Source organism: Sphingobium sp. 15-1 (assembly GCF_013375535.1).
Lineage (GTDB): Bacteria > Pseudomonadota > Alphaproteobacteria > Sphingomonadales > Sphingomonadaceae > Sphingobium > Sphingobium aromaticivastans.
Window position 1 is genome coordinate 163,305 of the sequence record NZ_JABXJG010000003.1, and the last position, 21,400, is coordinate 184,704.

Consider the following 21,400-nt stretch of genomic DNA (forward strand, 5'->3'; position numbering starts at 1 on the left):
CCCATGGCTACCCTCGCTTACCCGTCCGCACCGACCGCGCACAGTCCGGCAGTCAGCGGATCACGGCTGCAAAGCATCGATGCCCTGCGCGGGCTGGTCATGGTCATCATGCTGCTCGACCATGTGCGGGAAACCTGGTTCCTCTACATGCCCGTGGGCGACCCGGTGGACGCGCGGACGATCGTGCCTGCGCTGTTCTTCACCCGGATCACCAGCACGCTTTGCGCGCCGATCTTCGTCGCTCTGACCGGCCTGTCGGCCTATCTCTACGGCCAGCGCCACAGTCCGGCCGAAACCAGCCGTTTCCTGCTCAGCCGTGGCGCTTTCCTCGTGCTGCTGGAACTGACGCTGGTGAATTTTTCCTGGCGTGCCGAGCTGTTTCCGCACTTCGTCTTTTTACAGGTGATCTGGGCCATCGGCCTCTGCATGATCATATTGGCGGCGCTCATTCATCTGCCCGCGCGCGTCATCCTGCTACTGGGGATTGCGCTGGTCGCGGGACACAATCTGCTCGATGACATCGTCTTTCCGCCCGGCCATCCGCTATTCGTGCCCTGGGCCATCATCCACGAACGCTCTCAGATTGAACTGGCAGGCACGGTCATCAAGTTCAACTATCCCATCCTGCCCTGGATCGGCGTGATCTGCCTGGGATGGTCGGCCGGCGGCTGGTTTTCGACATTGACCGCCGGGGAACGTCGCCCCACGTTGCTGGCGAACGGCGCAGCCATGATCGTCGGCTTCCTGATCCTGCGCGCACTCAACATCTATGGCGACGCGCCCTGGTTCGTCGTGCCCGGCGAGCCGCTCCGTACAGTCATGAGCTTTCTTGCGCTCACCAAATATCCCCCGTCGCTGCTGTTCCTGCTGCCGACGCTGGGCATCGGCCTCATCCTGCTCGCCGCCTTCGAGCGGGCGAATGACACCCGACTGACGCACTGGCTGTCCGTCATGGGCGGTGCGCCCATGTTCTTCTATCTCTTCCACCTCTATCTGCTGCGCGTCCTCTACCTGACCGCGCGGGCGATCTGGGGCACCAACCACGGCGACATTTTCGGCGTGGACTCGCTCGGCTGGGTGTGGGTCTGGTATCTGGGTCTGATCGTGCCGCTCTATTTTCCGACGCGCTGGTTCTCGAACCTCAAGAAACGGCGCAAGGACATCTGGTGGCTCAAATATCTGTAATGCGCCGATAACGGCTCGCCCCGCCCATCGATAGAGGTTCCCCGAATGTATCCTGCCGTTCGTCCTGTCCCGAGCAACGAGAGCCTGCCTGATGCCGTGGACGTCGTCATCATCGGCGGTGGCATCGTCGGGGCCGCATCGGCCTATTATCTGGCGAAGCGGGGCCTGTCCGTCGCTCTGCTCGAAAAGGGTCATATCGCCTGCGAGCAGTCCAGCCGCACTTGGGGCTGGTGCCGCCTGCAGAACCGCGACCCGCGCGAGATGCCCCTGTCGCTTCTCTCCATGTCGCTGTGGGACAGTCTGGCCGGTGAAATCGGGCAGGATCTGGGATTTCGCCGCACCGGCCTTGTCTATACGACCGACGATGCCGCGATGCTCGCGGGTTGGGAAGCCTGGCGCCCGACAGCCCGCGAGTTCGGCGTCGAAACCCATATGCTGAGCGCCGCGCAGGCCGCCGCGAGCATCCCGGAAACCCGCCGCAAATGGGTCGGCGGTCTGCACTCCGTCGCGGATGGCAAAGCCGAACCGGCCCTCGCTGCGCCGATTCTCGCCGAAGGCGCCCGAGCGTTCGGCGCAACCCTTCACCAGAATTGCGCCGTACGGAGCCTGGACATCAGCAATGGGAAGGTCACAGGCGTCCACAGCGAAAAGGGCTTCATCAGGGCCGACGCAGTCCTTTGTGCGGCGGGTGCCTGGGCTTCCGGCTTTCTGCGTCGCCATGGGGTCACCTTTCCGCAGGCGAGCGTACGGCAGACCGCCATCCGCACCAAGCCGACGGTGAATGTTGGCGAAGTTCTTTACTGCCCCGATCTGGCGATGACCCGCCGCCTCGACGGAAGCTACACCTTGGCGATCAGCGGGCGCGCCGCGCTGGAACTGACCCCCCAAGGCATTGCCTTTGCGCGCGCATTCATGCCGCAATTCATCCAGCGGCTGAAGGCCGTCAGGATGCAGGTCGGCCGCTCCTTCATCGAAGGCCCGGAATCGCTGGCCGCCCTTTTCGGCAGCGACCGCATTTTCGAGCGCAACCGCATCCTTGATCCCGCCCCGAGCCGTCGGTTGGTCAACGCGATCTTGGACAATGTGCGCGGCACCTTTCCTCAGTTGAACGAAATCGAGATCGACCATGCCTGGGGTGCTTATGTCGATTGCACACCCGATGCCATACCGGTTATCTCCGCCACCGGCACGGTGGGCGGCTTATATTTGGCAGCAGGCTGCTCGGGCCATGGATTTGGACTGGGCCCCGGCATCGGTTATCTGGCAGCACAATTGGTCGCTCAGGACAAACCGGCGGTAGATCCGTCGCACTTCCGGCTCAGTCGGCTTCTCGATGGATCAAAGATCAAGGTCGGATCGCTCTAACCCTTGCAATAGCAGAAAAATCACTGTTTGCCGTGACCGACCCTCTGCCGCCATCCATCCGTCTAATTGGTGTCCGAGCAGCAGACGTTCCGTTTTGGCAGTCCGTGTCCAACTCAGGCGATACGCGCGGTGATCTTGACAACATCGGAGGAGCGCATAATTTTCCCTTCTGGCCGCTATCGGCCGTAAAAGGAAGAGGATAGGAAGAAAGGAGGCAATGCAATGTCCCTCTCCCATTTTCAACATCCCTTGGACGTTGTTCATCATCCTCAATTCGAGCCAGAGGTGAAGCGATCCATTCTGGCCTCTTGGGCCTCGGATGCTCATGCGGTTGATGGCCAACCCGCCCTGAGGAAGCCACCCAATGTAAGGCGTCCATTCTCGGTCGACGATGTGATGGATGCGCTGCGCGACCTAGACGCAAGTCCGCATTGAGCCATGTCAAACCGATTTCTGGCTTATCTTTGCGGGGAGCGTGACCGGCTGAACCGGGTGCTGGCCGCGCTGACGGCCGCCGGAAAGGATGACGGCGCCGAGATTGCGCGCTTGCGCATACTAACGCTGGCGGTCGAACGGCAGATGGATCTGTGGGCATCGGATCTCGTGCTATAAAGAGAGGCAGCCTAATATCGGATCCGAATTGAAATGGCAGGCGGGGCGAAGGCGGAGAACGCGCCTCGCCTGCCACTCCCGGTCACCTTTTCGATGCGCTGAATTCGCGCATTTTGCATGATGATCGAGGGGCTTGAAAAACCACCAGAGCATACCGGATAAACCGCTGCCGGATGCCGGCAGGATCCGGCATGGAGAGCGCCCGCTCTCTTGGACGCATCTTCATAAACTTGTTGCTCAAAGGAGGACTTGGATATGAGGACAAACTTCGACTTTACCCGTTCCGAATGTCGACCGTTGGGTTCGATCGCCTGTTCGACCTGCCATACTCCGCCAAGTGGCCACGGATCGCGTTGATGAGCTGCGTACGCTGGCGCACCACCAGAACGCGCGTGCGGAACGCCAGCCCTGCTGCCTGCTGTGCCTCGGTTTTCACCGCCACGAAGCGCATGCCGGGGCGCTGCGCTGCCTCGCAGATCGCCTCCGCATCAATCGCGTCGTTTTTGTGCCTCTTCATGAACGGCTTGACGTAAGCCGGAGGGATCAGCCGGACCTCGTACCCCATCGCCTGCAGTTGGCGCGCCCAGTGATGTGCTCCGCCGCACGCTTCTAGTGGATTGACCGGAACAAAAGAGTCCGATGGGGGATTCCCATCGGCTTGCTGGCGTGCGAGTCTGAGAGGATGCGCGATGGCATCACTTTCACCCTGTCCGCCGCCGACCGTCAGCGATTGTGCGACATTACAGCGGCCCCGCAGAGCCCGCAGAAGCACGTTTGGCGGGCCCGTATTGTGCTGCTGAGCGGCGATGGTCTGGGTACCTCGGCGATCATGGCCGCGACGGGCAAGTCCAAGACCTGCGTCTGGCGATGGCAGGAACGCTTCATGAACGAAGGCGTCGAGGGTCTGCTTCGCGATAAATCCCGTCCGCCCGGCAAGGCGCCGATCCCGCCCACGCATGTCGCCGAGATCGTCCGCCTGACGCATGAGCCGCCCCCGCACGAGGCGACCCACTGGACGTTGCGCGCCATGGCGAAGGTGGCTGGCGTTGCCGCCTCGACGGTGCAGGCGATCTGGAAGGCGCACGGTCTCAGCCCGCACCGCTGGCGCAGCTTCAAACTGTCGAACGACCCGGCGTTTGCCGAGAAGCTCACCGAAATCGTCGGCCTCTATGTCGATCCGCCGGCTCATGCGGTGGTGCTGTCCGTCGATGAGAAGTCGCAAATCCAGGCGCTCGACCGCACCCAGCCCGGCCTGCCGATGAAGAAGGGCCGCGCAGGCACCATGACCCATGATTACAAGCGGCACGGCACGACCACGCTGTTTGCCGCTCTCAATGTGCTGGACGGAACGGTCATCGGGCAGAACATGCAGCGCCATCGTCATCAGGAGTTCATCCGTTTCCTCAACCGTATCGAGCGCGAAGTGCCGGCGGACAAAGCGATCCACGTGATCCTCGACAACTATGCGACACACAAAAAGGACAAGGTCCAGCAATGGCTCGCCCGCCATCCGCGCTGGACCTTCCATTTCACGCCAACCTCCAGCTCATGGCTCAATGCCGTCGAGGGCTTCTTCGCCAAGCTGACCCGACGCCGGCTCAAACACGGGGTCTTCCATTCCCTCGTCGATCTCCAGGCCGCCATCAATCGCTTCATCCGCGAATACAACGCCGCAAACCCCAAACCCTTCATCTGGAAAGCCAATCCCGACGACATCATCGCAGCCCGAAACCGAGGGTTCCAAACGTTGGAATCAATCCACTAGCGCGACAACGCATCTTGGCTGGCCCGCGAAGAAGTCGAGCAGCTTCCCTCGCGTCAGCCTCCTGCTGAACACCATTGCACCGCGCTCGTCCGCGCCGTGTGCGTGAAAACAGTCTTGGCGATATCCAAACCGATTGTGGTAACCTGGGACACGGACGCCTCCCTCAGTGGTGTTTCAACACCTCCACTTTGGCACAATGATGCCGTCGGGGGGGCGTGCACCCCATCAGCTATTCAAAATAGGCGCGTCAAATGGCCACTTCCGGAATGGTGGGTCGGCAGCGGGTGACTCGGCAAAGCTGCCAATCCCATCGCCGAGGAACCTGCCGCACCGCATTCGACCATCTGGGGATGTAAGACTGTCACCCTTCCTCCAGCATGACGTCGATCATGGTCTGCCAAACATGTTTCGCCGTTGCACGAGGGTCGGTACTCTCCTCGTAGATGGCTGCGTCTATCATCTGCTCAGAGGGTTCTCGCAAGGAGGTGACGACGGATCGGACCAACGCTGTAGCGCTCAAATGAAAGTCACCTTCAGGATCATAGAAAGCCTGGCGGGTTGCGGATTGCCTTTGAACCTCAGCGACGAGGGCATTGGCGGCTTGTTCAATGGGAGGTGGAGCCATAAAGGCTATAACACCGCTCAGCATCCATTGTTCATATACCGGGAGGAATCGATGGGGCTGTCAGGCAACCGAGGCCATGTGTTGTACACTCTGCCATCGCGGCTTCGATCTCACTGCTCGCCGGCAGCGAGAGACAATCGCGCTCGCGCACTTGAGGAGTGGCCATGTTCTCCCCTCTGCTAACCGGTCACGCGGTCGAGTGATTTAATGGCCCATTTTCCTGCATCGCCGGAGGACAAGTCCGTTAGCTTCCTGATGCACTATGTGGTATACTGCTGTATCCCAGCTCTAATTTCCAAACATGCTGTGACTGAGAAAGACTTATGCTCCCGTTTGGCGAGGAGAGCGACATGTCTATCTCAATATATTCTCCCTCTCCATCATTGCGAGAACGTGATTTGCATACCAACGTCGAACGACAGGGACTCGCCCTGGGCGTGGCGCGGGAGCGGACACGTTGCGCGGCTTCCCTTTCATGGGAGCGTGAACGGAGACTGGAGTCAGCGATCGATGATTGGGAAAACGAAGGTGGCGCAGTCGCCGGAGTCCCCCCGGTATCAAGGCCTAACCTTCTACGAAAGCTCAGCACATTGCAACTATCTGCCAACCTGTTTCGGGACGACACCTTTTTCCGTGTGGTAATTCTGAATAGCCTGTTCCTTCTGATTGCGGGGGCCGGACTGGCTGTTTTGCTGAACGATTAAGGCCAAGCCCACAGCAATCCAAATCAGAGTGGAGCAATAATGAACGCGGCGCGAGGCGGACTAAGCTCAAGATTTTTCGTTCCAAGGTCCGGTCCATCCGCTTCCTGTGCGGACACCCGATTCTGGCGCCGAACGGATTAGCCACGGGATGTCGCCGGTTCATCGTTAGCCGCCGACCTCAATCGCCCTTGGATGCCAGCCAGATCGTGTGAGACGCCATGTCCGAGGTGGTTTCAGGTGGCTCGCCTCGAACATGTCGGTATCGAGGGTTAGTATTGCGACCAGAGCCTCAGACATGGGAGACGAGCCATGGAACGGAATACAACATTTATCGGGCTGGATGTAAGTAAGGAAACGATCGCGGTCGCGATCGCCGACGGTGGTCGCCGTGGCGAGGTGCGGTTTTACGGAACCATTTCGAGCAAACCGGAGGCGGTAGCCAAGCTGGTCAAGACGCTGACGGCAAAGCACGGGTCGCTGGCCTTCGCTTACGAAGCAGGACCAACCGGGTATGGTCTGTATCGGCAACTGATCGAACTGGGCTATACGTGTCATGTAGTGGCGCCTTCGATGACGCCGGCCCGGCCCGGCAGCCAGGTCAAAACCGACCGCCGCGATGCCGTCGTTCTGGCCAGCCTGTTTCGCGCCGGTGAACTCACATCGATCTGGGTGCCCGACACGGAGCACGAAGCCATGCGTGATCTCGTTCGAGCGCGGATTTCCGCGGTGGAAACGGTGCGCCGGGCACGACAACAACTGCTGTCATTCCTCCTGCGCCACGGCCGGATCTATAAGGATGGCATCAAGCATTGGAGCAAAAAACACCGCCGCTGGCTCGGCGACCAGCGTTTCGATCATCCGGCTCAGCAGATAGCGTTCGAGGAGTATAACCGGGCCATCGAGCAGGCTGAGGATCGCCGTTCGCGACTTGAGAAGCAAGTCGAAGCACTGCTTCCCAGCTGGTCTCTCCATCCAGTGGTGGCGGCTATCCAGGCATTGCGTGGCGTATCGCTCATCGCGGCGGTAACCATCATCGCGGAAGTGGGTGATTTCCGGCGCTTCGCCAATCCGCGTCAGCTTATGGGATGGCTCGGACTTGTGCCACGCGAACGGTCGTCGGGGTCAACCCGCTCACAGGGCAAAATCACCAAGGCAGGCAATAGCCGGGCCCGCCGCATGTTGGTGGAGAGCGCCTGGACGTATCGGCTCCCGGCGCGGATCGCCGGAGACCTCCTCCGTCGCAGTGCCAATCTCTCCCAGGAAGCGCGGGACATCGCGTGGAAGGCGCAGGTTCGCCTCTGCGCGCGCTACCGTCGATTGCTGCGGTCAGGACGGCCCAAGAATGTCGTGACAGTCGCCATCGCACGCGAACTCGCCGCCTTCGTCTGGGCGATAGCCATCCAGACTCCCGCTCCGGCGCAAACCGCTTGAACCCCCGCAACCAGGCAAAAAGGAGCAGCAAATTTCTCATCATGCTGTGCAGCGTCGGGCGCGGTGGCCGGTCAGGGCAACCCTCGATGTGATTCGGCGATCTTCAGTTCGCGCGACGTGAGACAGAGGAAGGCCCGAGACGAACCACGGTCCTGCGGTATCCAACCCGCGTATCAGAGTCTGAGCAACCGTCGTCTTACTGCCGCCGCGTCCGACCCTGCACAGCCAATATCCTCTCACGCCAAAAGAGGCGGTTGGAAGCCCGCGACCTCACTCTTGAATTCGGACATGAGAATCACATGTTCCTCGCCGGCCAGCGCAGGGATGCTCACCTCCTCCACATGGAAATCGGCGTTCTCCAGACGATCGACAAAGTCATCATCCGTGTAGGCCGACCATATGGCGAGGACGCCACCCGGCCTCAGTGCGTCACGCGCCGCCCGCAATCCCCAGCTGCAGTAGAGCCGCTCGTTGGCAAGGTGGATCATCCCGTCAGGACCATTATCGACGTCCAGAAGAATAGCGTCGAATGCGGCCTCCTGCCCGACGATCACGTCATGGACATCGGTTATCTCAAGTGACAGTCGGGGATCGACGAGATGGTCCTGAAACAGATGCGCCAGCGGCCCCCTTGCCCATTTGACGACCTCAGGCACAAGTTCGGCAACAATGACCTCAGCGGCGGGTGAAAGGGAGGAGAGTGCAGCCCCCAGCGTGAAGCCCATGCCGAGCCCACCGATGAGGATGCGGGCGCTCGGGTGGGAAAGCCGCTTGCACACCAGTCTGGCCAGCGCTTCTTCCGAATGGCGAACCTGATTGCCCATAAGTTCATCTTCGCCGAACCGGATCGAATAATCGTCTCCTCGACGCCACAGGAGCAATTCACCCCCGTCGGGAAGTTGTGCGGTGTCAACCAGCTCTACCGGGATTGCCCGGTCATCCTTCGGCGCCAGGATGGTCATTCCGTGTTAAGACCGCGACTTCGTCTGATCATATTGGCCAGGTTCGGCCTTGAACACGTCGCGAGCGAAGGTGCGGACTGCGGCTGCGGATTTGAATGTCTCCTCCCGCATATGCGATGTGACCAGCGGATAGCCTTGGGAATTGTAGCGGGTCTCGCGTACCGTGAGCCGGAAATTCCCATCATCATCCTTTAAGATGAGATATGGACGAATTACTTTTCGGCTCATGGAGATTCCTCACTGTAACTTGGATGGTCGGCAGGGCAAATGCTCTGCCGGGGATGAAGTCAGCCCACCATCGCTATGACAACGCGCTTCAGTTCACTGCTCGACAGGGTCGTCGGGCGGCCAATGCCGGAGGCGCATGCCTCCGGCCTGCGGAAGGATGAGGAGCGGGTTGCGCGTTTATCGGGTTTGGAAAATATATTCATAGATGGTCCTCGCGGCGCGAGCCGCATTTATTTTTGTTCCTCGCTGCACGGCGCGGCCTTTGATCGGGCGCTTGCGACGATGGCGGCGACAGATATGGGGTTGTATCTGCAAGTGTGCCGCACCAGCCAAAAGGCTTTGCAGCATCCCGCTCAAGACGATAGGCGGTTTTTGCGGGCGAGATATCGCGCATCGCGGGCTGACTTGCGTTCAGCCTCACTGAGTTCGGGCTTATGCTGGACCTTCGCCGCGGCCATTCCATTGGCCTGCGCACGTCTGGCAGCTTTTTGCTCTTTCGTCACGAGCAGGGCCTCCTGGCGCTTTTTCCGCGCCACAGCTTCCTTTGTCAGACGGCGTTCTGTTTGATCGGGGGTAACGGCCCGAACCACGGGCACTTTCGTCCGCAGTCGCTCGAGAACCTCTGTCCGGGCGCTCGCCGCAGCGGCTATGCGCTCCTGGAAGTGCGGTTCCTTATATCTTTTCATTAAGAGGAAAGTCCTGTTTCAAATTCGAGTGGGGGGCGGTCGAAACCGCCCGACCCTCCTTCAGGCAGGCTGAAGGTTGGTTGCCGAGGCCTTGCCGCGCTGATCCGTTTCCAGTGTGTAGGACACGCGCTGATCCTTCTCGAGCGTGCGCATGCCTGCGCGTTCAATCGCGGTTATGTGCACGAAGGCGTCGCCGCCGCCGCTTTCCGGCGCGATGAAGCCATAGCCTTTGTCGGCATTGAAGAATTTGACTGTTCCGATGACCATATTGGGGCTCCTTGTCCAAATTTCATGGGTGCACGCGACAATGCGGGCATCCCGGCTTCGAGAGGCAAATGTGGGACAAGGGAGAGCCAAAGCGGCCCGATATCCGTCTAAGCGCGACGTTCAGCGAGGCGTTGATAGCACAAATCGATGGAAATACAAAAACCAATCCGGCGACCGAGCGACTATTTTTCCATCTGCCGGTAAATCCGTCTTCAGATTTCTTCGATTTCGCACCTGTGATACGACCAAATGTCGCGGCGCGCTAATCACTTCGAGCGCGCCGCCTCATCGCGCCTGGCTTGAGCAAGTACATCGTCCAAGGTCGAATATCGCCAGTCACGATAATGGTAGCGATATGCCGGCACCTTGATGATGCCATAGCGAGCCATGAGTTCCGTTTCGTCTGTCGGGACAACGGTCATCTTTTGTCCAATCTGGTGAGCACGGGTTGACGAGCAAGATTACTGCCGGCCGCCGGCTGCGGGGCGGGCAAGGAGCTGGACCGCACCTTCCACCCTTGAATATCCCGCTGCATCGGCAATTGCCAGATCGAGGGGCCGGGCGCCCAGCGAGGCATTGTGGGTGTTTAGAAAGCGGATTGCCTCCTCCTGCCCCAGAAGCACGAAAGCAAGATGGGTGATCAAACCCTGCCGTCTCGCCTGATCAGGAGAGATCCGTGGCTCGCGGCTAACGAACGCTCGTCTTCGCGGGCGCCCCGGTGTGGTCGCGTCCGCGGTCATGCCGACCCAACCAAGCCTGCTCCCAGGCGAGACTGATCCGTCCAGGGCAGCCAGTTCACCGATGCAGCCGCTTCTTTCGAGGAAAGCAGGTCGAAGATCTTACCGCCGATAATGCCCGCTGCCGCCAAATGCTGGCGGCGTGCTGGCTCACTGATCGCATCGGCGGCGTGCATGAGCGAAATCTGATGCTCGGAATAAAGCTGATTGATATCCATGTACGACTCCCTTGGTAAGCGGGAGCGCGATGGTCTCTCAGTCAAGAACGCCTACATTGCTGTGCACTTGATGATTTGTTATATAGGCTTAATCGACAATCATACAACATTGCCGCGTCCTCAAAAATTCGAGAGAAAAAATATCCTCACGTGAGTGCCTGTTATTCCACCTTCGACACACCATTTCCGCTCATGGCCTGCAACGGGGCCACCCCGTTCTAAGGGATCGTTGATCGGCACCGACATATTGCGTCCAGCTTGTCTTTGGTTGCCGCAGAGCGCATATCAGGTTCATCGGCGGTCCGTTCTAGGACTGCCAGCTCGCAATTTGGCAGCGCTGGCTTCCGCTTGTGAAAGCGACATTCCGTCGCAGACCAGCGCCAGGAAAATCGGACCCAAACCATGACTGCCAAGGACCTGAAATTCGCGCACGAGGCCCGCGAAGGCATTGCGCGCGGCGTCGATATTCTCGCCAACGCCGTGCGCGTGACCTTGGGTCCCAAGGGGCGCAATGTCCTCATTGACAGGAGCTTTGGGGCGCCCCGGATCACAAAAGACGGCGTCACCGTCGCAAGGGAAATCGAATTCAAGGACAAGTTCGAGAATATGGGCGCGCAGATGATCCGCGCGGTAGCGTCCAGAGCGCATGATCACGCCGGAGACGGCACCACTACGGCGACCGTCCTTGCGCAGGCGATCGTTCGGGAAGGGATGAAGTCGGTATCGGCGGGCATCGATCCGATGGATCTCAAGCGCGGCATCGACCTCGCCGTTGCCGCCGTGGTCACCGAACTTAAGGCACGGTCCAAGCCGGTATCGAACAATCAGGAAATAGCCCAGGTCGGTATCGTTTCGTCCAATGGTGACGAGGTGGTGGGCAACCGGATCGCCGAGGCGATGGAGAAGGTTGGCAAAGAAGGCGTCATCACCATCGAGGAGGGAGCGAGCGTCGAGTTCGAGCTGGAGTTGGTCGAGGGCATGCAGTTCGATCGCGGCTATCTGTCGCCCTATTTCGTCACGGACAGCGAGAAGATGACGGTCGAGTTGGAGGACCCGGTCATCCTGATCCATGAGAAGAAGATGGGCAATGTGCAGGCCATGCTACCCTTATTGGAAGCGGTCGCCAAAGCGCACCGTTCGCTGCTCATCATCGCCGAAGATATCGAGGGGGACGCGCTGTCGACGCTGGTCGTCAACAAGCTGCGCGGCGGGCTGAAGGTCGCCGCCGTGAAGGCACCGGGCTTTGGTGATCGCCGCAAGGCGATGCTGGAGGATATCGCCATATTGACGGCAAGCGATGTCGTTACGGAGGATCTTGGCATCAAATTGGAGGATGTCACGCTGGACAGGCTCGGCACCGCCAAGCGCGTGACGATCACGAAGGACAATAGCACGATTATCCACGGTGCCGGCATCGCGGAAGCCATCAAGGCGCGCATCGCGGAGCTCCAGGCGCAGATCGAGGCCAGCAGCAGCGACTATGATCGCGAGAAGCTCCAGGAACGTCGTGCCAAGCTATCCGGCGGCGTAGCCGTCATCAAGGTCGGCGGATCTTCGGAGCTGGAGGTCAAGGAACGCAAGGATCGGGTGGAGGACGCTCTCCATGCGACCCGGGCGGCGGTGGAGGAAGGCATCCTGCCGGGCGGCGGCACGGCCCTTCTTTATGCGTCGAAGGCGCTGGATAGCCTTGATCCCGTCAAGGACGACCAGCGGCGCGGCATCGACATCGTCCGCCGGGCACTTCAGGCGCCTCTCCGCCAGATCGCGGAGAATGCAGGATATGATGGTGCCGTGGTTGCCGGTCGTTTGTTGGACGAGAGAGACGAAAATCTGGGATTTAACGCGCAGAACGGGCAATATGAAAACCTCTTCCAGTCCGGCGTCATCGATCCTACCAAGGTTGTCCGCGCGGCTTTGCAGGATGCGGCCTCCATCGCCGGGTTGCTGATTACGACCGAAGTGGCAGTTGCAGAATGGGTCGCCAACAGCGACGGCCCGCGGATGAAAGCTTCCGGCGGAGGATTTTGAGGACTTCTCAAGCCCGGTCGCTCACCGTTCACCATGCTTGACGAATTGATGCATGTGTCCGGGCGTTTCGTGTTACACTCCCTCATCACCCCGATCATACCGCAGGCATGTTGTGACAGAGAGACCATCGTGCTCCCGCCTGCAATCGGGAGCAGCCTATGCCTGACCACCTGACCCGAAGCCACCCCGCCAGTGCGAAGCTGTCGTGACCATACGCTCGACACGGAAGCCGGTGACATTTTCGGCCCCTTTCCGCCTGACTGGTTTCCAGAAGCTTCTGTCTGCGGGCACCTATATGGTGGAAACGGAGGAAGAAGCTCTGGAAGCTCAATCCCATACAGGCTTCCGTCGGATTGCGACGACCATAGGTATCCGAACAGGCGCGATCATCGAGCATCACCAGATCGATCCTCGGGAATTAGAGGCCGCATTGCAGCGGGATCAGGATGCGGCTCGAGACAGGCCCGGTCGATTTGAACAGCCAGCTGAGCCGTCCGGACGCTCCGATGATCGCCCGACGACCGATTGGCGTTGGGTGCCTTTGTGGGTCCGCAACACGCCCTCCCACCGCCGTCGCTAGACCAGCCATGTTCAACAGCTCAGCCATGTGCAGGCAACAGGCAGCTCATCATCGGCAGGTGGCTGCCGTCTCTGACCTTGAAAAGGTACGGAGGATCGCGCTCGCGGCGGCGAAGGCATGGGACATTCAGGCCAGGGAGGCTGAGGCACGCGAAGCGGGAAAGCGGCGCATCCTCAGCGCCGAAGACGCAGCGATCGCTCGGGAATTTACGCGGGAGGATGAGGAGGAGACGCAGATGCTTGCCGGCGACAAGTCCGACCCAGTCGATTCCGCCCGCGATGAACCATTGTGATGGATCAACATATGGAGTTTCAGATCGAACAATTTGGCAGTTGGTTAATAGGTCAGCAAAGCCGACCGGGATGGGTTGGATATCTTGCGCGGGCAGCGGCGGCCGATCGGACATTTCCTCGCTCAGGAAATCCCGAGGCAGTGCGTGGTCATCTCAATCGGATGCACGCGGAAGCAGACATGTTCGAGGCATTGGAGGACGCCGAATCTCTCTGGTTTGGATTTGGGCGGAACTGATCGCAGCCCCAGCGGCTTCGGCCAATCCGGATTGATGCACATGCCCTGTAGTGCACAACCCATGTAGCGTCACAAAATCACAGCGAATTTATTCGAAGGAATATTCAAATGGCTAAAAGTCAGAAAAGATCCAACCGCGAATTTCGTAAGCCCAAGGCGGAAAAGCCGAAAAAGCAAAATGTCTCCAATCCTTCACAAAAGCCTGGAGGAGTGAACCTGGCCACTTTGAAGAGCTGAATACTTGAATGATCTTACAAGTGAAAACAATCATGGTAGCTCGAATTTTCAACTCTATTCGCATGCCCCATCGCACTAGCTGGTAGCAGCCCTATAATGAGAGCCTGAGCACCCTTGCTCGCGGAGAGTCCCGCGTCCCCGACAGGACGCGGGGCTGTTCCTATGTTCACCCAAGGGGCTGACATTTAGAGCGGTTAGCGATTAGTTGGACGCATATCCGGCAGCCTTGAGGTATGCGGGGCATTTCTCTGGGGAGTAGAGGTCGCATATGTGTCCGAGAGCCATCCACAGCTCGTCGATTGTCCGAGCTCCGATGCGCGGCAGGTGCGATTTCAATTTGGCAAAGGCCATTTCAATCGGATTGATATCGGGCGAATAAGGGGGAAGGAAAAGGATCCATGCGCCCCGCTCCTTAAGGCAGGCTTTGACATTTTCGCTCTTATGGCTGGGCAGGTTGTCGAGGATAACGACATCACCCGGGCTGAGCGTCGGCGCCAACTGGGTTTCGATGTAGGTCTCGCACAGGAGGCGATTCATTGGCTGGTCGATCACCCAAGGGGCGACCAGGCGATCGCAACGCAGACGCGCAGGAGCAACGTCATCGCGTCCGCACTCGCTGGCCAGCAGCGTTTTTTTTGTCCGGTATCCGGCTAGGATCAGCACCCGAGAGAGCGATGCCGGGTGGGCGACTATACCCATCTTCGCTGCAAGCTTGCTCGACAACTCCGACATCGTGATGTCGGCTTCCCTATCCACCCAGGCCGTCAGTTGAGCCATATAAGGCGCCAACTTCCCGGCGCCACGTGGCCATCCGATTTGTGACGGAGCAGCGGAACCCGTGCGCTTCACCCGCTGCAACAACTTCACCGCGCAACTCGCGCTAACGCCAAAATGACGGGCCGCCGCCCGGTGTGAATGTCCGGCCGCTACGTGCGCCGATATCCGTTCCCGCAAATCACCCGAATATGCTCTGCCCATGGTCCACCTCCACAAGAAGGCGAATCATAAATTTCAGCCAAAGGGAAGCGTACACGATTCCTTCTTCGCGCTCACCGCTCTAGCCCTGCCGCTCGCGGAAGTCGGGCGCCGGCTGGCCTGACGAGCTGGGCCTGGGACTTTCTGCTCTGTCTGCTTGGGAGGAGGCAACTGGCTGTAGCTACTTGCCTTGAGTTTTTCGTGAGCGGCATAGCTGGTCGTTTTCGGTGGGGGTTTGCGTAACCCGAAACCGGTCATTTCAGGTTGCTCGAACGATGCGAACTCGGTCCACCCTGTTGGGGGTGAGCCGAGTTCCTGTAATCAGATTTCCACTCCCTCAGCCATATCGAAGCACTTTTTGGTCGTCGACTTAGGCATTGGGGAATCGTGTCAGTTAAACGGAAACGTTATGGATCGCTGCCGGAATATAATCAGAACTTCATCGTAACTTCGGCGCCGAAGGTCTGAGGTTCACCAGGGATGACTGTGTTCATGCCACCCGAGGCGCCGAGGACATAGCCTGACTGATAATATTGACGATCGAATAGGTTCTTCGCATAGATGCCCAAGGAAAGTGGGCTGCCCATGATTTCGTTCCAGCTCAGGCGCGCGGCAATGGTCGTATATCCCTTGATCTTGGTGCCCGGCGTGATCGAATAATTATTATTCGAGAAATAAGATGAGGTTTGGGAGAAACTGTCGACCCGGAAATGCATCTCGCCCCACTGTGCCGGTGCCGGCAGGGTCAGATCGGCATAGAGAGACCCCGACCATTTGGGTGCATCGGGATAGGAATCGAACGGGACGACGAAGCCCGGTGTGCCGGTCTGCACAGACAGGTCGACAATGTTCTTGGTGTATTTCGCGTCCGTATAGGCGCCAGAGAAGCCCAGTTTCAACCAATCGGCCGGCATGATGTCGCCGTCCATTTCGACGCCCTTCACTTGCGCTTCGGGCACGTTGACGGTGAAGGCGGACGGCGCGCCGGCCACCACGGCGTAGAGCGAATGCTGCGCATTCTTCACGATCTGCTTATAGGCGGCCACGTTGAAATGAGCACGCTGACCGAGCAGCATCCCGCTGAACTTGTAGCCCAGTTCGAAATCATGGGTATATTCATTCTTGAAGAAATTCGCGAGACCATAGGGCACCACGGCGCCGTTGAAGTTGCCGGCCCGGAAGCTGCCGCGTTGCGTGAAGTAGAATTGGCTCGCCGGACTGGCCTGCCATTGCAGGGTGCCGACCCAGCTTGGCGCTTTAAGTGTCGCCTTTTCACGGGGGAAGCCGACGAAGAAAGCATGATCGTCATAGGAAGTCATGCCGACCGTTTCCCAGGTGTAGCGGGCGCCAGCCGTGAACTTCAGCCCTTCCAGCACGGCGTCCGACAGGTCGTAGGTAGCCTGTCCGTAAACCGCGCGCGAACGCGTGGTGCCGTGGGTATGGTACAGAACCTCGCCTGCCGGGGTCGGGAGTTCGGCCCCGACGATGACGGGGATGGCTTCTTCCTTCGTGGCGTAATTGTAGAAGCCGCCGATGATATATTCGAGCTTGCCGTCGGCTGATTTTCCCTGAAGCTGGAGTTCTTCGGAAATGCTCTTGTTGCGGAAAACCTGCCCGCCCGGAGGGCCGGTATAGTTACCAGAGCTGTTATAGAGGTCGAGCGAGGCGAAGGGCGATCCGCTCAATATGCCTGCGGTCCGGGCGAAGGTCTTCTGAAAGCCGAAGATATTCTTGACCGTGAGATTGTCGTTCAACTCGAACGTTGTGGTGTTCGACAGGAAATAGCTGCTCGCCTTGTGGGGCAGGTCGTAGGACAGATAGGTTTCGTAGGGATGGGCCTTCTGCCAGGCGAGATAGCCGGCGACCGCGCCGGGAAATGTGCCGGGTCCGGGCGGGCCGTCGCCTACGCCGGGGAAGAAGCCGTTGCCGTAGAGTGCGTCCAGCGTCGCCGTCAGATTATAGGTGATGCCGGTCTGGCTGGAAGTGTTGGTCGAGCCGAGCGGATAATAGGAATAGAGCTGGCCGTTGGATTCCGTACCGCGAAACCGGCTATATTGGAAGACGGTCGTGTTCTCGATCGTGTCGGTCGGGCGCAGGACTGCCGTGATGCGGCCTGAACGGTTGTCGACGTCGCCCAGCGTATTGCCCGTCAACAGGTTGTGGACATAGCCGTCCTGCTTCTGATAATCGCCGGCGACACGGAGCAGAATCTTGCCCGGTATGACCGGAATGTCGACCGCGCCCTGCAGCTGGATGAGATCGCGTTCGCCCGCGCGGATTGTGCCGAAACCGCCGAAATCCTCGCCCGGCTTGGCCGATGCATAGAGAACCGCGCCCCCGGTCGCGTTGCGGCCGAACAGCGTGCCTTGCGGCCCCTTGAGCACCTGCACCGACGAGAAGTCGTAAAAAGCCGTAGCCGAATTGCCGCCGGTGAAGGGGACTTCGTTCAGATAGGTGAGCACGGCCGGGCTGGCGCCGGAGAAGGGGTCCAGCGTCTGGCCCCGCATGGTGAAGCTCAACTGGTTCTGGTTCTGGCCGTTCTTGACGATCAGGCCGGGGACGAGCGCCGCCAGATCCTGCTCCTTCGTGACCACCCGGTTCTGCAAGGTTTCGGAGCTGAGCGCCGCGACGGAGAGCGGGACCTTCGACAGCGATTCCTCGCGCCGTTGCGCGGTCACGACGATGTCGGACATGTCGGCGGGCTGTGGTGCACTTTCGGTTACCTGCGGGGCGCTGGATGCGGACTGGGCAATGGCGACATTGCCGGCCAGTCCGAACAGGGCGATGGCGGCCGATCCCGCCGATGCCATCAATATCCGACGATAGAGAGGGGAAACGGCCTGGCCGACATCATAGGCCCGAAGTTCGTCTTGCCTCATATTCTACTCCTCACCTGATTATTGTTCGTTGATCGCCGCTGGGCGCGATGATTGCCGTGGACAGGATGGGCATGGTGCAAAGATGTCGTGATTTTCATTCATCCTTATCTCCATGGCCGCGATTGTCTCGACAGGTTCATCGACCGGCGCTCTGCGACGCCTACAGGCTTTGCCTAATCTAAATTAGGGCAGTGTGCAAGAGGGATAATGCGGCACATGTTGCGTTCGTTCCGCTGTTCCTTTTTGTCGCAATCGGAGCGGAATGCGCTGATCTATGCGAAAGAATTACTGGAAACATGGCATTATTAGGGAATTATCCGCCCGGCGCACATAATGCTGACCGCGATAGGAAAATTGGGGACCGCACTTTTTCAGGAAAGGATTTTCTGCTTTTAGCAAAAAATTTCGAATTTAAATTAGGATTCCGATTCTATCGCCCAAGCCATTGGGGCGCCCGCCGTTCCTTCCATGCGACCGCCGCTTCTGCACGATCCTGTGTCGCCTGATAGCTTTTGATCTGAGGGTAGGAAGCGGACAAAGCGTCAGGCAGTGAATGCCTCAGCCCGTCCAGCGCTGCCTCTTTGCCCGCTTGTGACACCAGTGGCGAGCATTCCAGCAGTCTTGCGATCCAGCGGCTTGTCTCTGCGGGCAATGCGTTGCGGTCGACGCAGGCATTGATCAGGCCAAATCGCAACGCCTCCTGCGCGGTCAGCGGTTCGCTGGCGATGATCATGGCCATGGCGACATGATGCGGAAGCTGCCGGATGGCGCGGTGGACGACGCCGCAATGGTCGATGATGCCGGCTCGCGCCTCGGGCAGACGGAACACAGCATCCTCGGCGGCGATGATGATGTCCGCGCACATCGCCAGCTCGAAACCGAGTCCGAGGACATGGCCCTGGACTGTGCAGACCAGGGGTTTGCGCAAGGGGTTGAGCCGCCCCCCTATGCCCGTCAGTCCGCCGCCGAAGGAAAGGCCGTCATGGCCCAGCGGTGGGTTCGCCATGTCTGCCCCGGCGCAAAAGGCCCTGTCGCCGGTGCCGGAGAGAACAGCGACCCGGATATCCGGATCGCCGTCCACCCGTTCCCAGGCATCCGCGAGCGCCCGGTCCATCTCATCGTCAATGGCGTTGAGCGAGGCAGGCCGGTTGAGCCGTATCTCGGCAACATGGCCGCTGCGGTGAAACTCGACCGTTGGCACGGCGCCTCCCTCCCGGTCAGTGCGCCAGCATGCCCGCGTCGACCAGATGTTCCGATGCGGTGATGTAGGATGATTCATCCGAAGCCAGGAACAGCACGAGGTTCGACACCTCGGACGGATCGGCGATGCGGCCCAACGGGATTTGGGCCAGCGCCTCGCCGCCGACCTCGTCGGTCGCCTCGACCATCATCGGGGTCTGGATGAAGCCGGGATGCACGGAGTTCACACGGATATTATTCTTCCCATATTCCATGGCCGTGGCCTTGGTCATGCCGCGCACGGCGAACTTGCTCGCGACATAGGCCAGGCTTGGGAAGCCATAGTTCGCCGCCATGCCGGCGATGGAGGAGATGTTCACGATCGAGCCCTTATTGGCCTTGACCATGGTCGGCAGCACGGCCTGCATGCCGTAAAAGACCGAATGCTGGTTGACCGCGCAGACGAGCTGATAACCCTCTTCCGTCAGGTCGACCGTATTGGCCATCGGGCCGAGGATGCCGGCATTGTTGACGAGGATGTCGATCGTTCCGAAGGTTTCGACCGCCTTGGCGACGATGCGCGCCCAGTCGTCGGCCTTGGTCACATCATGCGCCAGGAATATCGCCGCTTCGCCGATTTCCTTGGCCAAGGCCGCGCCCTTTTCGACGTTGAGGTCGGTGAGGACGAGTTTGGCGCCTTCACGCGCGAACATGCGGGCGTGGGATTCCCCCATGCCGCGAGCGGCCCCTGTGATGATGGCCACTTTGCCTGCCAGACGACCCATATGCTCTCCTTCGCGATTCTGCATTTGCCTAATTTTGGTTATTGAATATTTCTGGCGCGTGAATGTCAATAGGGTGGGCTTAAGGCGGCTGCCTGAGCGCCCGCGACTCAATTCAAATACTCGGAAAATATCATGTAAAAACAGATATTTGAGAAGAAATACATGGTATCTTTGCGGGTTGTCACTTGATGCCGCCTGCAATCGGCTCTTGCATCGATGGGCTAATTTTGATTAGTTTAATTTCAATAGCGGGGACGTCGACCCCGCAAGTGAGTTAAAGTCGTTCGAACGCCGGAGCGACGGCTACGAAGGTAAAGCTGAGAGGATGAGGGATGCAGGGCAGAGCTGCGGTGATGGTGGAGAAGAACCGCCTCGAAACGTGGGACGTGGATATCCATGCGCCCGAAGCGGGCGGCGCGCTGGTGCGCACGATATTGGGCGGCGTGTGCGGCAGCGACGTCCACATATTGAGCGGAGAGGCGGGCGAGATGCCCTTTCCGATCATCCTGGGCCATGAGGGCGTCGGGCAGATCGAGCAGCTCGGCGCCGGTGTGTCGACCGACTATGCGGGCGTGCCGGTCAAGCCCGGCGACCTTGTCATCTGGTCGCCCATTGCGCTCTGCCATCGCTGCTATTCCTGCACCGTCCTTGAACAGACGCCGTGCGAGAACAGCCAATATTTCGAGGATGCGGCCAAGCCCAATTGGGGCAGCTATGCCGATTATGCCTGGTTGCCCAATAACATGCCCTTCTATCGCCTGCCGGACCATGCGCGGCCGGAGGCGGTCGCGGCGCTGGGATGCGCCTTGCCGACGGTATTGCGCGGCTTCGACCGCTGCGGTCCGGTGCGGTTCGGTGACTCCGTCGTCGTTCAGGGGGCAGGACCGGTGGGCCTGTCCGCCGTGCTGGTGGCGGCGCAGGCGGGGGCGCGCGAAGTGATCGTGATCGACGGCGCCCCGGCACGGCTGGAGGCCGCCAAGTCGCTCGGCGCGACGGCGACGGTGTCGCTCGACCTGCCCGCCGAGGAGCGCAAGCGGATGATTTACGACCGTGTCGGCCGTCAGGGTCCGGACATCGTCATCGAAGCGGCCGGCGCCCTGCCCGCCTTTCCCGAAGGCGTCGATCTTAGCGGCATTCACAGCCGCTACATCATATTGGGCCTGTGGGGCGCGATCGGCACGCAGCCGATTTCCCCGCGCGATCTGACGCTGAAGAACCTGACGGTCGGCGGCGCGTCCTTCCCGGCGCCCAAAAATTATTATCAGGCGATGCAGTTTGCGGCGCGCGTTCAGGATGCGGTGCCGCTGGGTCAGCTCGTCAGCCATCGCTTCGGCATCCATCAGGCGGCCGAGGCTCTCCATGTCACGAAAACCGGCGTCGCCACCAAAGCGGTGATCGACCCGACCATCCGTTGAAAAGGAATG

20 protein-coding genes and 1 pseudogene are annotated in these 21,400 nt (G+C 59.8%); 9 read left to right on the forward strand and 12 right to left on the reverse strand.

Annotated features, from left to right (window positions below):
* Positions 1-3: 3 nt before the first annotated feature.
* From HUK72_RS23780 to HUK72_RS23790, 4 genes are all read left to right on the forward strand, one after another.
* Positions 4-1,185 (forward strand): DUF1624 domain-containing protein, encoded by a 1,182-nt coding sequence (locus tag HUK72_RS23780; RefSeq protein ID WP_176599034.1) that lies wholly within the window; start codon positions 4-6, stop codon positions 1,183-1,185.
* Between the two features lie 45 nt (positions 1,186-1,230).
* A complete protein-coding gene (locus tag HUK72_RS23785) occupies positions 1,231-2,550 on the forward strand; it encodes an FAD-binding oxidoreductase (protein WP_176599035.1) in 1,320 nt (439 codons plus the stop codon).
* A gap of 222 nt (positions 2,551-2,772) precedes the next feature.
* Positions 2,773-2,985 (forward strand): hypothetical protein, encoded by a 213-nt coding sequence (locus tag HUK72_RS27435; protein WP_255325981.1) that lies wholly within the window; start codon positions 2,773-2,775, stop codon positions 2,983-2,985.
* Between the two features lie 3 nt (positions 2,986-2,988).
* Complete coding sequence (locus HUK72_RS23790) at positions 2,989-3,162, forward strand: hypothetical protein (RefSeq protein ID WP_176599036.1); 174 nt, start codon at positions 2,989-2,991, stop codon at positions 3,160-3,162.
* Positions 3,163-3,484: 322 nt separating this feature from the next.
* Here the strand turns inward: HUK72_RS23790 and HUK72_RS23795 are convergent.
* A pseudogene (locus HUK72_RS23795) lies at positions 3,485-3,775 on the reverse strand (transposase); the annotation flags it as partial.
* A 69-nt stretch (positions 3,776-3,844) separates the two neighbouring features.
* Here HUK72_RS23795 and HUK72_RS23800 point away from each other — a divergent pair.
* Complete coding sequence (locus tag HUK72_RS23800; protein WP_176595971.1) at positions 3,845-4,927, forward strand: IS630 family transposase; 1,083 nt, start codon at positions 3,845-3,847, stop codon at positions 4,925-4,927.
* 361 nt (positions 4,928-5,288) lie between these two features.
* Here HUK72_RS23800 and HUK72_RS23805 read toward each other — a convergent pair whose 3' ends face one another.
* Positions 5,289-5,576, reverse strand: a complete 288-nt coding sequence (locus HUK72_RS23805; RefSeq protein WP_176599037.1) for a hypothetical protein — start codon at positions 5,574-5,576, stop codon at positions 5,289-5,291.
* A gap of 989 nt (positions 5,577-6,565) precedes the next feature.
* On the opposite strand from HUK72_RS23805, the gene HUK72_RS23810 reads away from it, so the two are divergent.
* Positions 6,566-7,687: an IS110 family transposase gene (locus tag HUK72_RS23810; protein ID WP_176596067.1), complete on the forward strand. Its 1,122-nt coding sequence runs from the start codon at positions 6,566-6,568 to the stop codon at positions 7,685-7,687.
* A gap of 236 nt (positions 7,688-7,923) precedes the next feature.
* On the opposite strand, the gene HUK72_RS23815 is transcribed toward HUK72_RS23810, so the two are convergent.
* The 5 genes from HUK72_RS23815 to HUK72_RS23835 all read right to left on the reverse strand — a co-directional run bounded on the left by HUK72_RS23815 (position 7,924) and on the right by HUK72_RS23835 (position 10,785).
* The gene (locus HUK72_RS23815; protein WP_176599038.1) at positions 7,924-8,649 is read right to left on the reverse strand and encodes a spermidine synthase; all 726 of its coding nucleotides are present in this window, start codon (positions 8,647-8,649) and stop codon (positions 7,924-7,926) included.
* 581 nt (positions 8,650-9,230) lie between these two features.
* Complete coding sequence (locus HUK72_RS23820; RefSeq protein ID WP_176599039.1) at positions 9,231-9,563, reverse strand: DUF6481 family protein; 333 nt, start codon at positions 9,561-9,563, stop codon at positions 9,231-9,233.
* A 60-nt stretch (positions 9,564-9,623) separates the two neighbouring features.
* A complete protein-coding gene (locus tag HUK72_RS23825; protein WP_176599040.1) occupies positions 9,624-9,830 on the reverse strand; it encodes a cold-shock protein in 207 nt (68 codons plus the stop codon).
* Between the two features lie 266 nt (positions 9,831-10,096).
* The gene (locus HUK72_RS23830) at positions 10,097-10,252 is read right to left on the reverse strand and encodes a hypothetical protein (protein ID WP_176599041.1); all 156 of its coding nucleotides are present in this window, start codon (positions 10,250-10,252) and stop codon (positions 10,097-10,099) included.
* A gap of 314 nt (positions 10,253-10,566) precedes the next feature.
* Positions 10,567-10,785 carry a hypothetical protein gene (locus HUK72_RS23835; protein ID WP_176599042.1) on the reverse strand — a complete coding sequence of 73 codons (219 nt, stop codon included), beginning with the start codon at positions 10,783-10,785 and terminating at the stop codon, positions 10,567-10,569.
* A gap of 402 nt (positions 10,786-11,187) precedes the next feature.
* On the opposite strand from HUK72_RS23835, the gene groL reads away from it, so the two are divergent.
* Positions 11,188-12,813: a chaperonin GroEL gene (gene groL, locus HUK72_RS23840; RefSeq protein ID WP_176599043.1), complete on the forward strand. Its 1,626-nt coding sequence runs from the start codon at positions 11,188-11,190 to the stop codon at positions 12,811-12,813.
* A 599-nt stretch (positions 12,814-13,412) separates the two neighbouring features.
* Here groL and HUK72_RS23845 read toward each other — a convergent pair.
* Positions 13,413-13,799: a hypothetical protein gene (locus HUK72_RS23845; RefSeq protein WP_176599044.1), complete on the reverse strand. Its 387-nt coding sequence runs from the start codon at positions 13,797-13,799 to the stop codon at positions 13,413-13,415.
* A 230-nt stretch (positions 13,800-14,029) separates the two neighbouring features.
* Between HUK72_RS23845 and HUK72_RS27440 the strand changes: the two genes are divergently transcribed.
* Entirely contained in the window at positions 14,030-14,158 is a 129-nt protein-coding gene (locus tag HUK72_RS27440) for a hypothetical protein (protein ID WP_255325982.1), read from the forward strand.
* Positions 14,159-14,359: 201 nt separating this feature from the next.
* On the opposite strand, the gene HUK72_RS23850 is transcribed toward HUK72_RS27440, so the two are convergent.
* From HUK72_RS23850 to HUK72_RS23865, 4 genes are all read right to left on the reverse strand, one after another.
* A complete protein-coding gene (locus HUK72_RS23850; protein WP_176599045.1) occupies positions 14,360-15,136 on the reverse strand; it encodes a transposase in 777 nt (258 codons plus the stop codon).
* A 428-nt stretch (positions 15,137-15,564) separates the two neighbouring features.
* Positions 15,565-18,012, reverse strand: a complete 2,448-nt coding sequence (locus HUK72_RS23855; protein WP_255325983.1) for a TonB-dependent receptor — start codon at positions 18,010-18,012, stop codon at positions 15,565-15,567.
* Positions 18,013-18,442: 430 nt separating this feature from the next.
* Positions 18,443-19,213 (reverse strand): enoyl-CoA hydratase-related protein, encoded by a 771-nt coding sequence (locus tag HUK72_RS23860; RefSeq protein ID WP_176599046.1) that lies wholly within the window; start codon positions 19,211-19,213, stop codon positions 18,443-18,445.
* Between the two features lie 16 nt (positions 19,214-19,229).
* Positions 19,230-19,976 carry an SDR family NAD(P)-dependent oxidoreductase gene (locus HUK72_RS23865; protein ID WP_176599047.1) on the reverse strand — a complete coding sequence of 249 codons (747 nt, stop codon included), beginning with the start codon at positions 19,974-19,976 and terminating at the stop codon, positions 19,230-19,232.
* A 332-nt stretch (positions 19,977-20,308) separates the two neighbouring features.
* On the opposite strand from HUK72_RS23865, the gene HUK72_RS23870 reads away from it, so the two are divergent.
* Complete coding sequence (locus HUK72_RS23870) at positions 20,309-21,391, forward strand: zinc-binding dehydrogenase (protein ID WP_176599048.1); 1,083 nt, start codon at positions 20,309-20,311, stop codon at positions 21,389-21,391.
* Positions 21,392-21,400 lie beyond the last annotated feature (9 nt).

Bases quoted from the DNA above. Each gene is read 5' to 3' on its own strand.
- HUK72_RS23780 (WP_176599034.1), top strand. From the start codon at position 4: ATGGCTACCCTCGCTTACCCGTCCGCACCGACCGCGCACAGTCCGGCA.
- HUK72_RS23785 (WP_176599035.1), top strand. From the start codon at position 1,231: ATGTATCCTGCCGTTCGTCCTGTCCCGAGCAACGAGAGCCTGCCTGAT.
- HUK72_RS27435 (WP_255325981.1), top strand. From the start codon at position 2,773: ATGTCCCTCTCCCATTTTCAACATCCCTTGGACGTTGTTCATCATCCT.
- HUK72_RS23790 (WP_176599036.1), top strand. From the start codon at position 2,989: ATGTCAAACCGATTTCTGGCTTATCTTTGCGGGGAGCGTGACCGGCTG.
- HUK72_RS23800 (WP_176595971.1), top strand. From the start codon at position 3,845: ATGCGCGATGGCATCACTTTCACCCTGTCCGCCGCCGACCGTCAGCGA.
- HUK72_RS23805 (WP_176599037.1), bottom strand. From the start codon at position 5,576: ATGCTGAGCGGTGTTATAGCCTTTATGGCTCCACCTCCCATTGAACAA.
- HUK72_RS23810 (WP_176596067.1), top strand. From the start codon at position 6,566: ATGGAACGGAATACAACATTTATCGGGCTGGATGTAAGTAAGGAAACG.
- HUK72_RS23815 (WP_176599038.1), bottom strand. From the start codon at position 8,649: ATGACCATCCTGGCGCCGAAGGATGACCGGGCAATCCCGGTAGAGCTG.
- HUK72_RS23820 (WP_176599039.1), bottom strand. From the start codon at position 9,563: ATGAAAAGATATAAGGAACCGCACTTCCAGGAGCGCATAGCCGCTGCG.
- HUK72_RS23825 (WP_176599040.1), bottom strand. From the start codon at position 9,830: ATGGTCATCGGAACAGTCAAATTCTTCAATGCCGACAAAGGCTATGGC.
- HUK72_RS23830 (WP_176599041.1), bottom strand. From the start codon at position 10,252: ATGACCGTTGTCCCGACAGACGAAACGGAACTCATGGCTCGCTATGGC.
- HUK72_RS23835 (WP_176599042.1), bottom strand. From the start codon at position 10,785: ATGGATATCAATCAGCTTTATTCCGAGCATCAGATTTCGCTCATGCAC.
- groL (WP_176599043.1), top strand. From the start codon at position 11,188: ATGACTGCCAAGGACCTGAAATTCGCGCACGAGGCCCGCGAAGGCATT.
- HUK72_RS23845 (WP_176599044.1), bottom strand. From the start codon at position 13,799: ATGTCCGATCGGCCGCCGCTGCCCGCGCAAGATATCCAACCCATCCCG.
- HUK72_RS27440 (WP_255325982.1), top strand. From the start codon at position 14,030: ATGGCTAAAAGTCAGAAAAGATCCAACCGCGAATTTCGTAAGCCCAAG.
- HUK72_RS23850 (WP_176599045.1), bottom strand. From the start codon at position 15,136: ATGGGCAGAGCATATTCGGGTGATTTGCGGGAACGGATATCGGCGCAC.
- HUK72_RS23855 (WP_255325983.1), bottom strand. From the start codon at position 18,012: ATGAGGCAAGACGAACTTCGGGCCTATGATGTCGGCCAGGCCGTTTCC.
- HUK72_RS23865 (WP_176599047.1), bottom strand. From the start codon at position 19,976: ATGGGTCGTCTGGCAGGCAAAGTGGCCATCATCACAGGGGCCGCTCGC.
- HUK72_RS23870 (WP_176599048.1), top strand. From the start codon at position 20,309: ATGCAGGGCAGAGCTGCGGTGATGGTGGAGAAGAACCGCCTCGAAACG.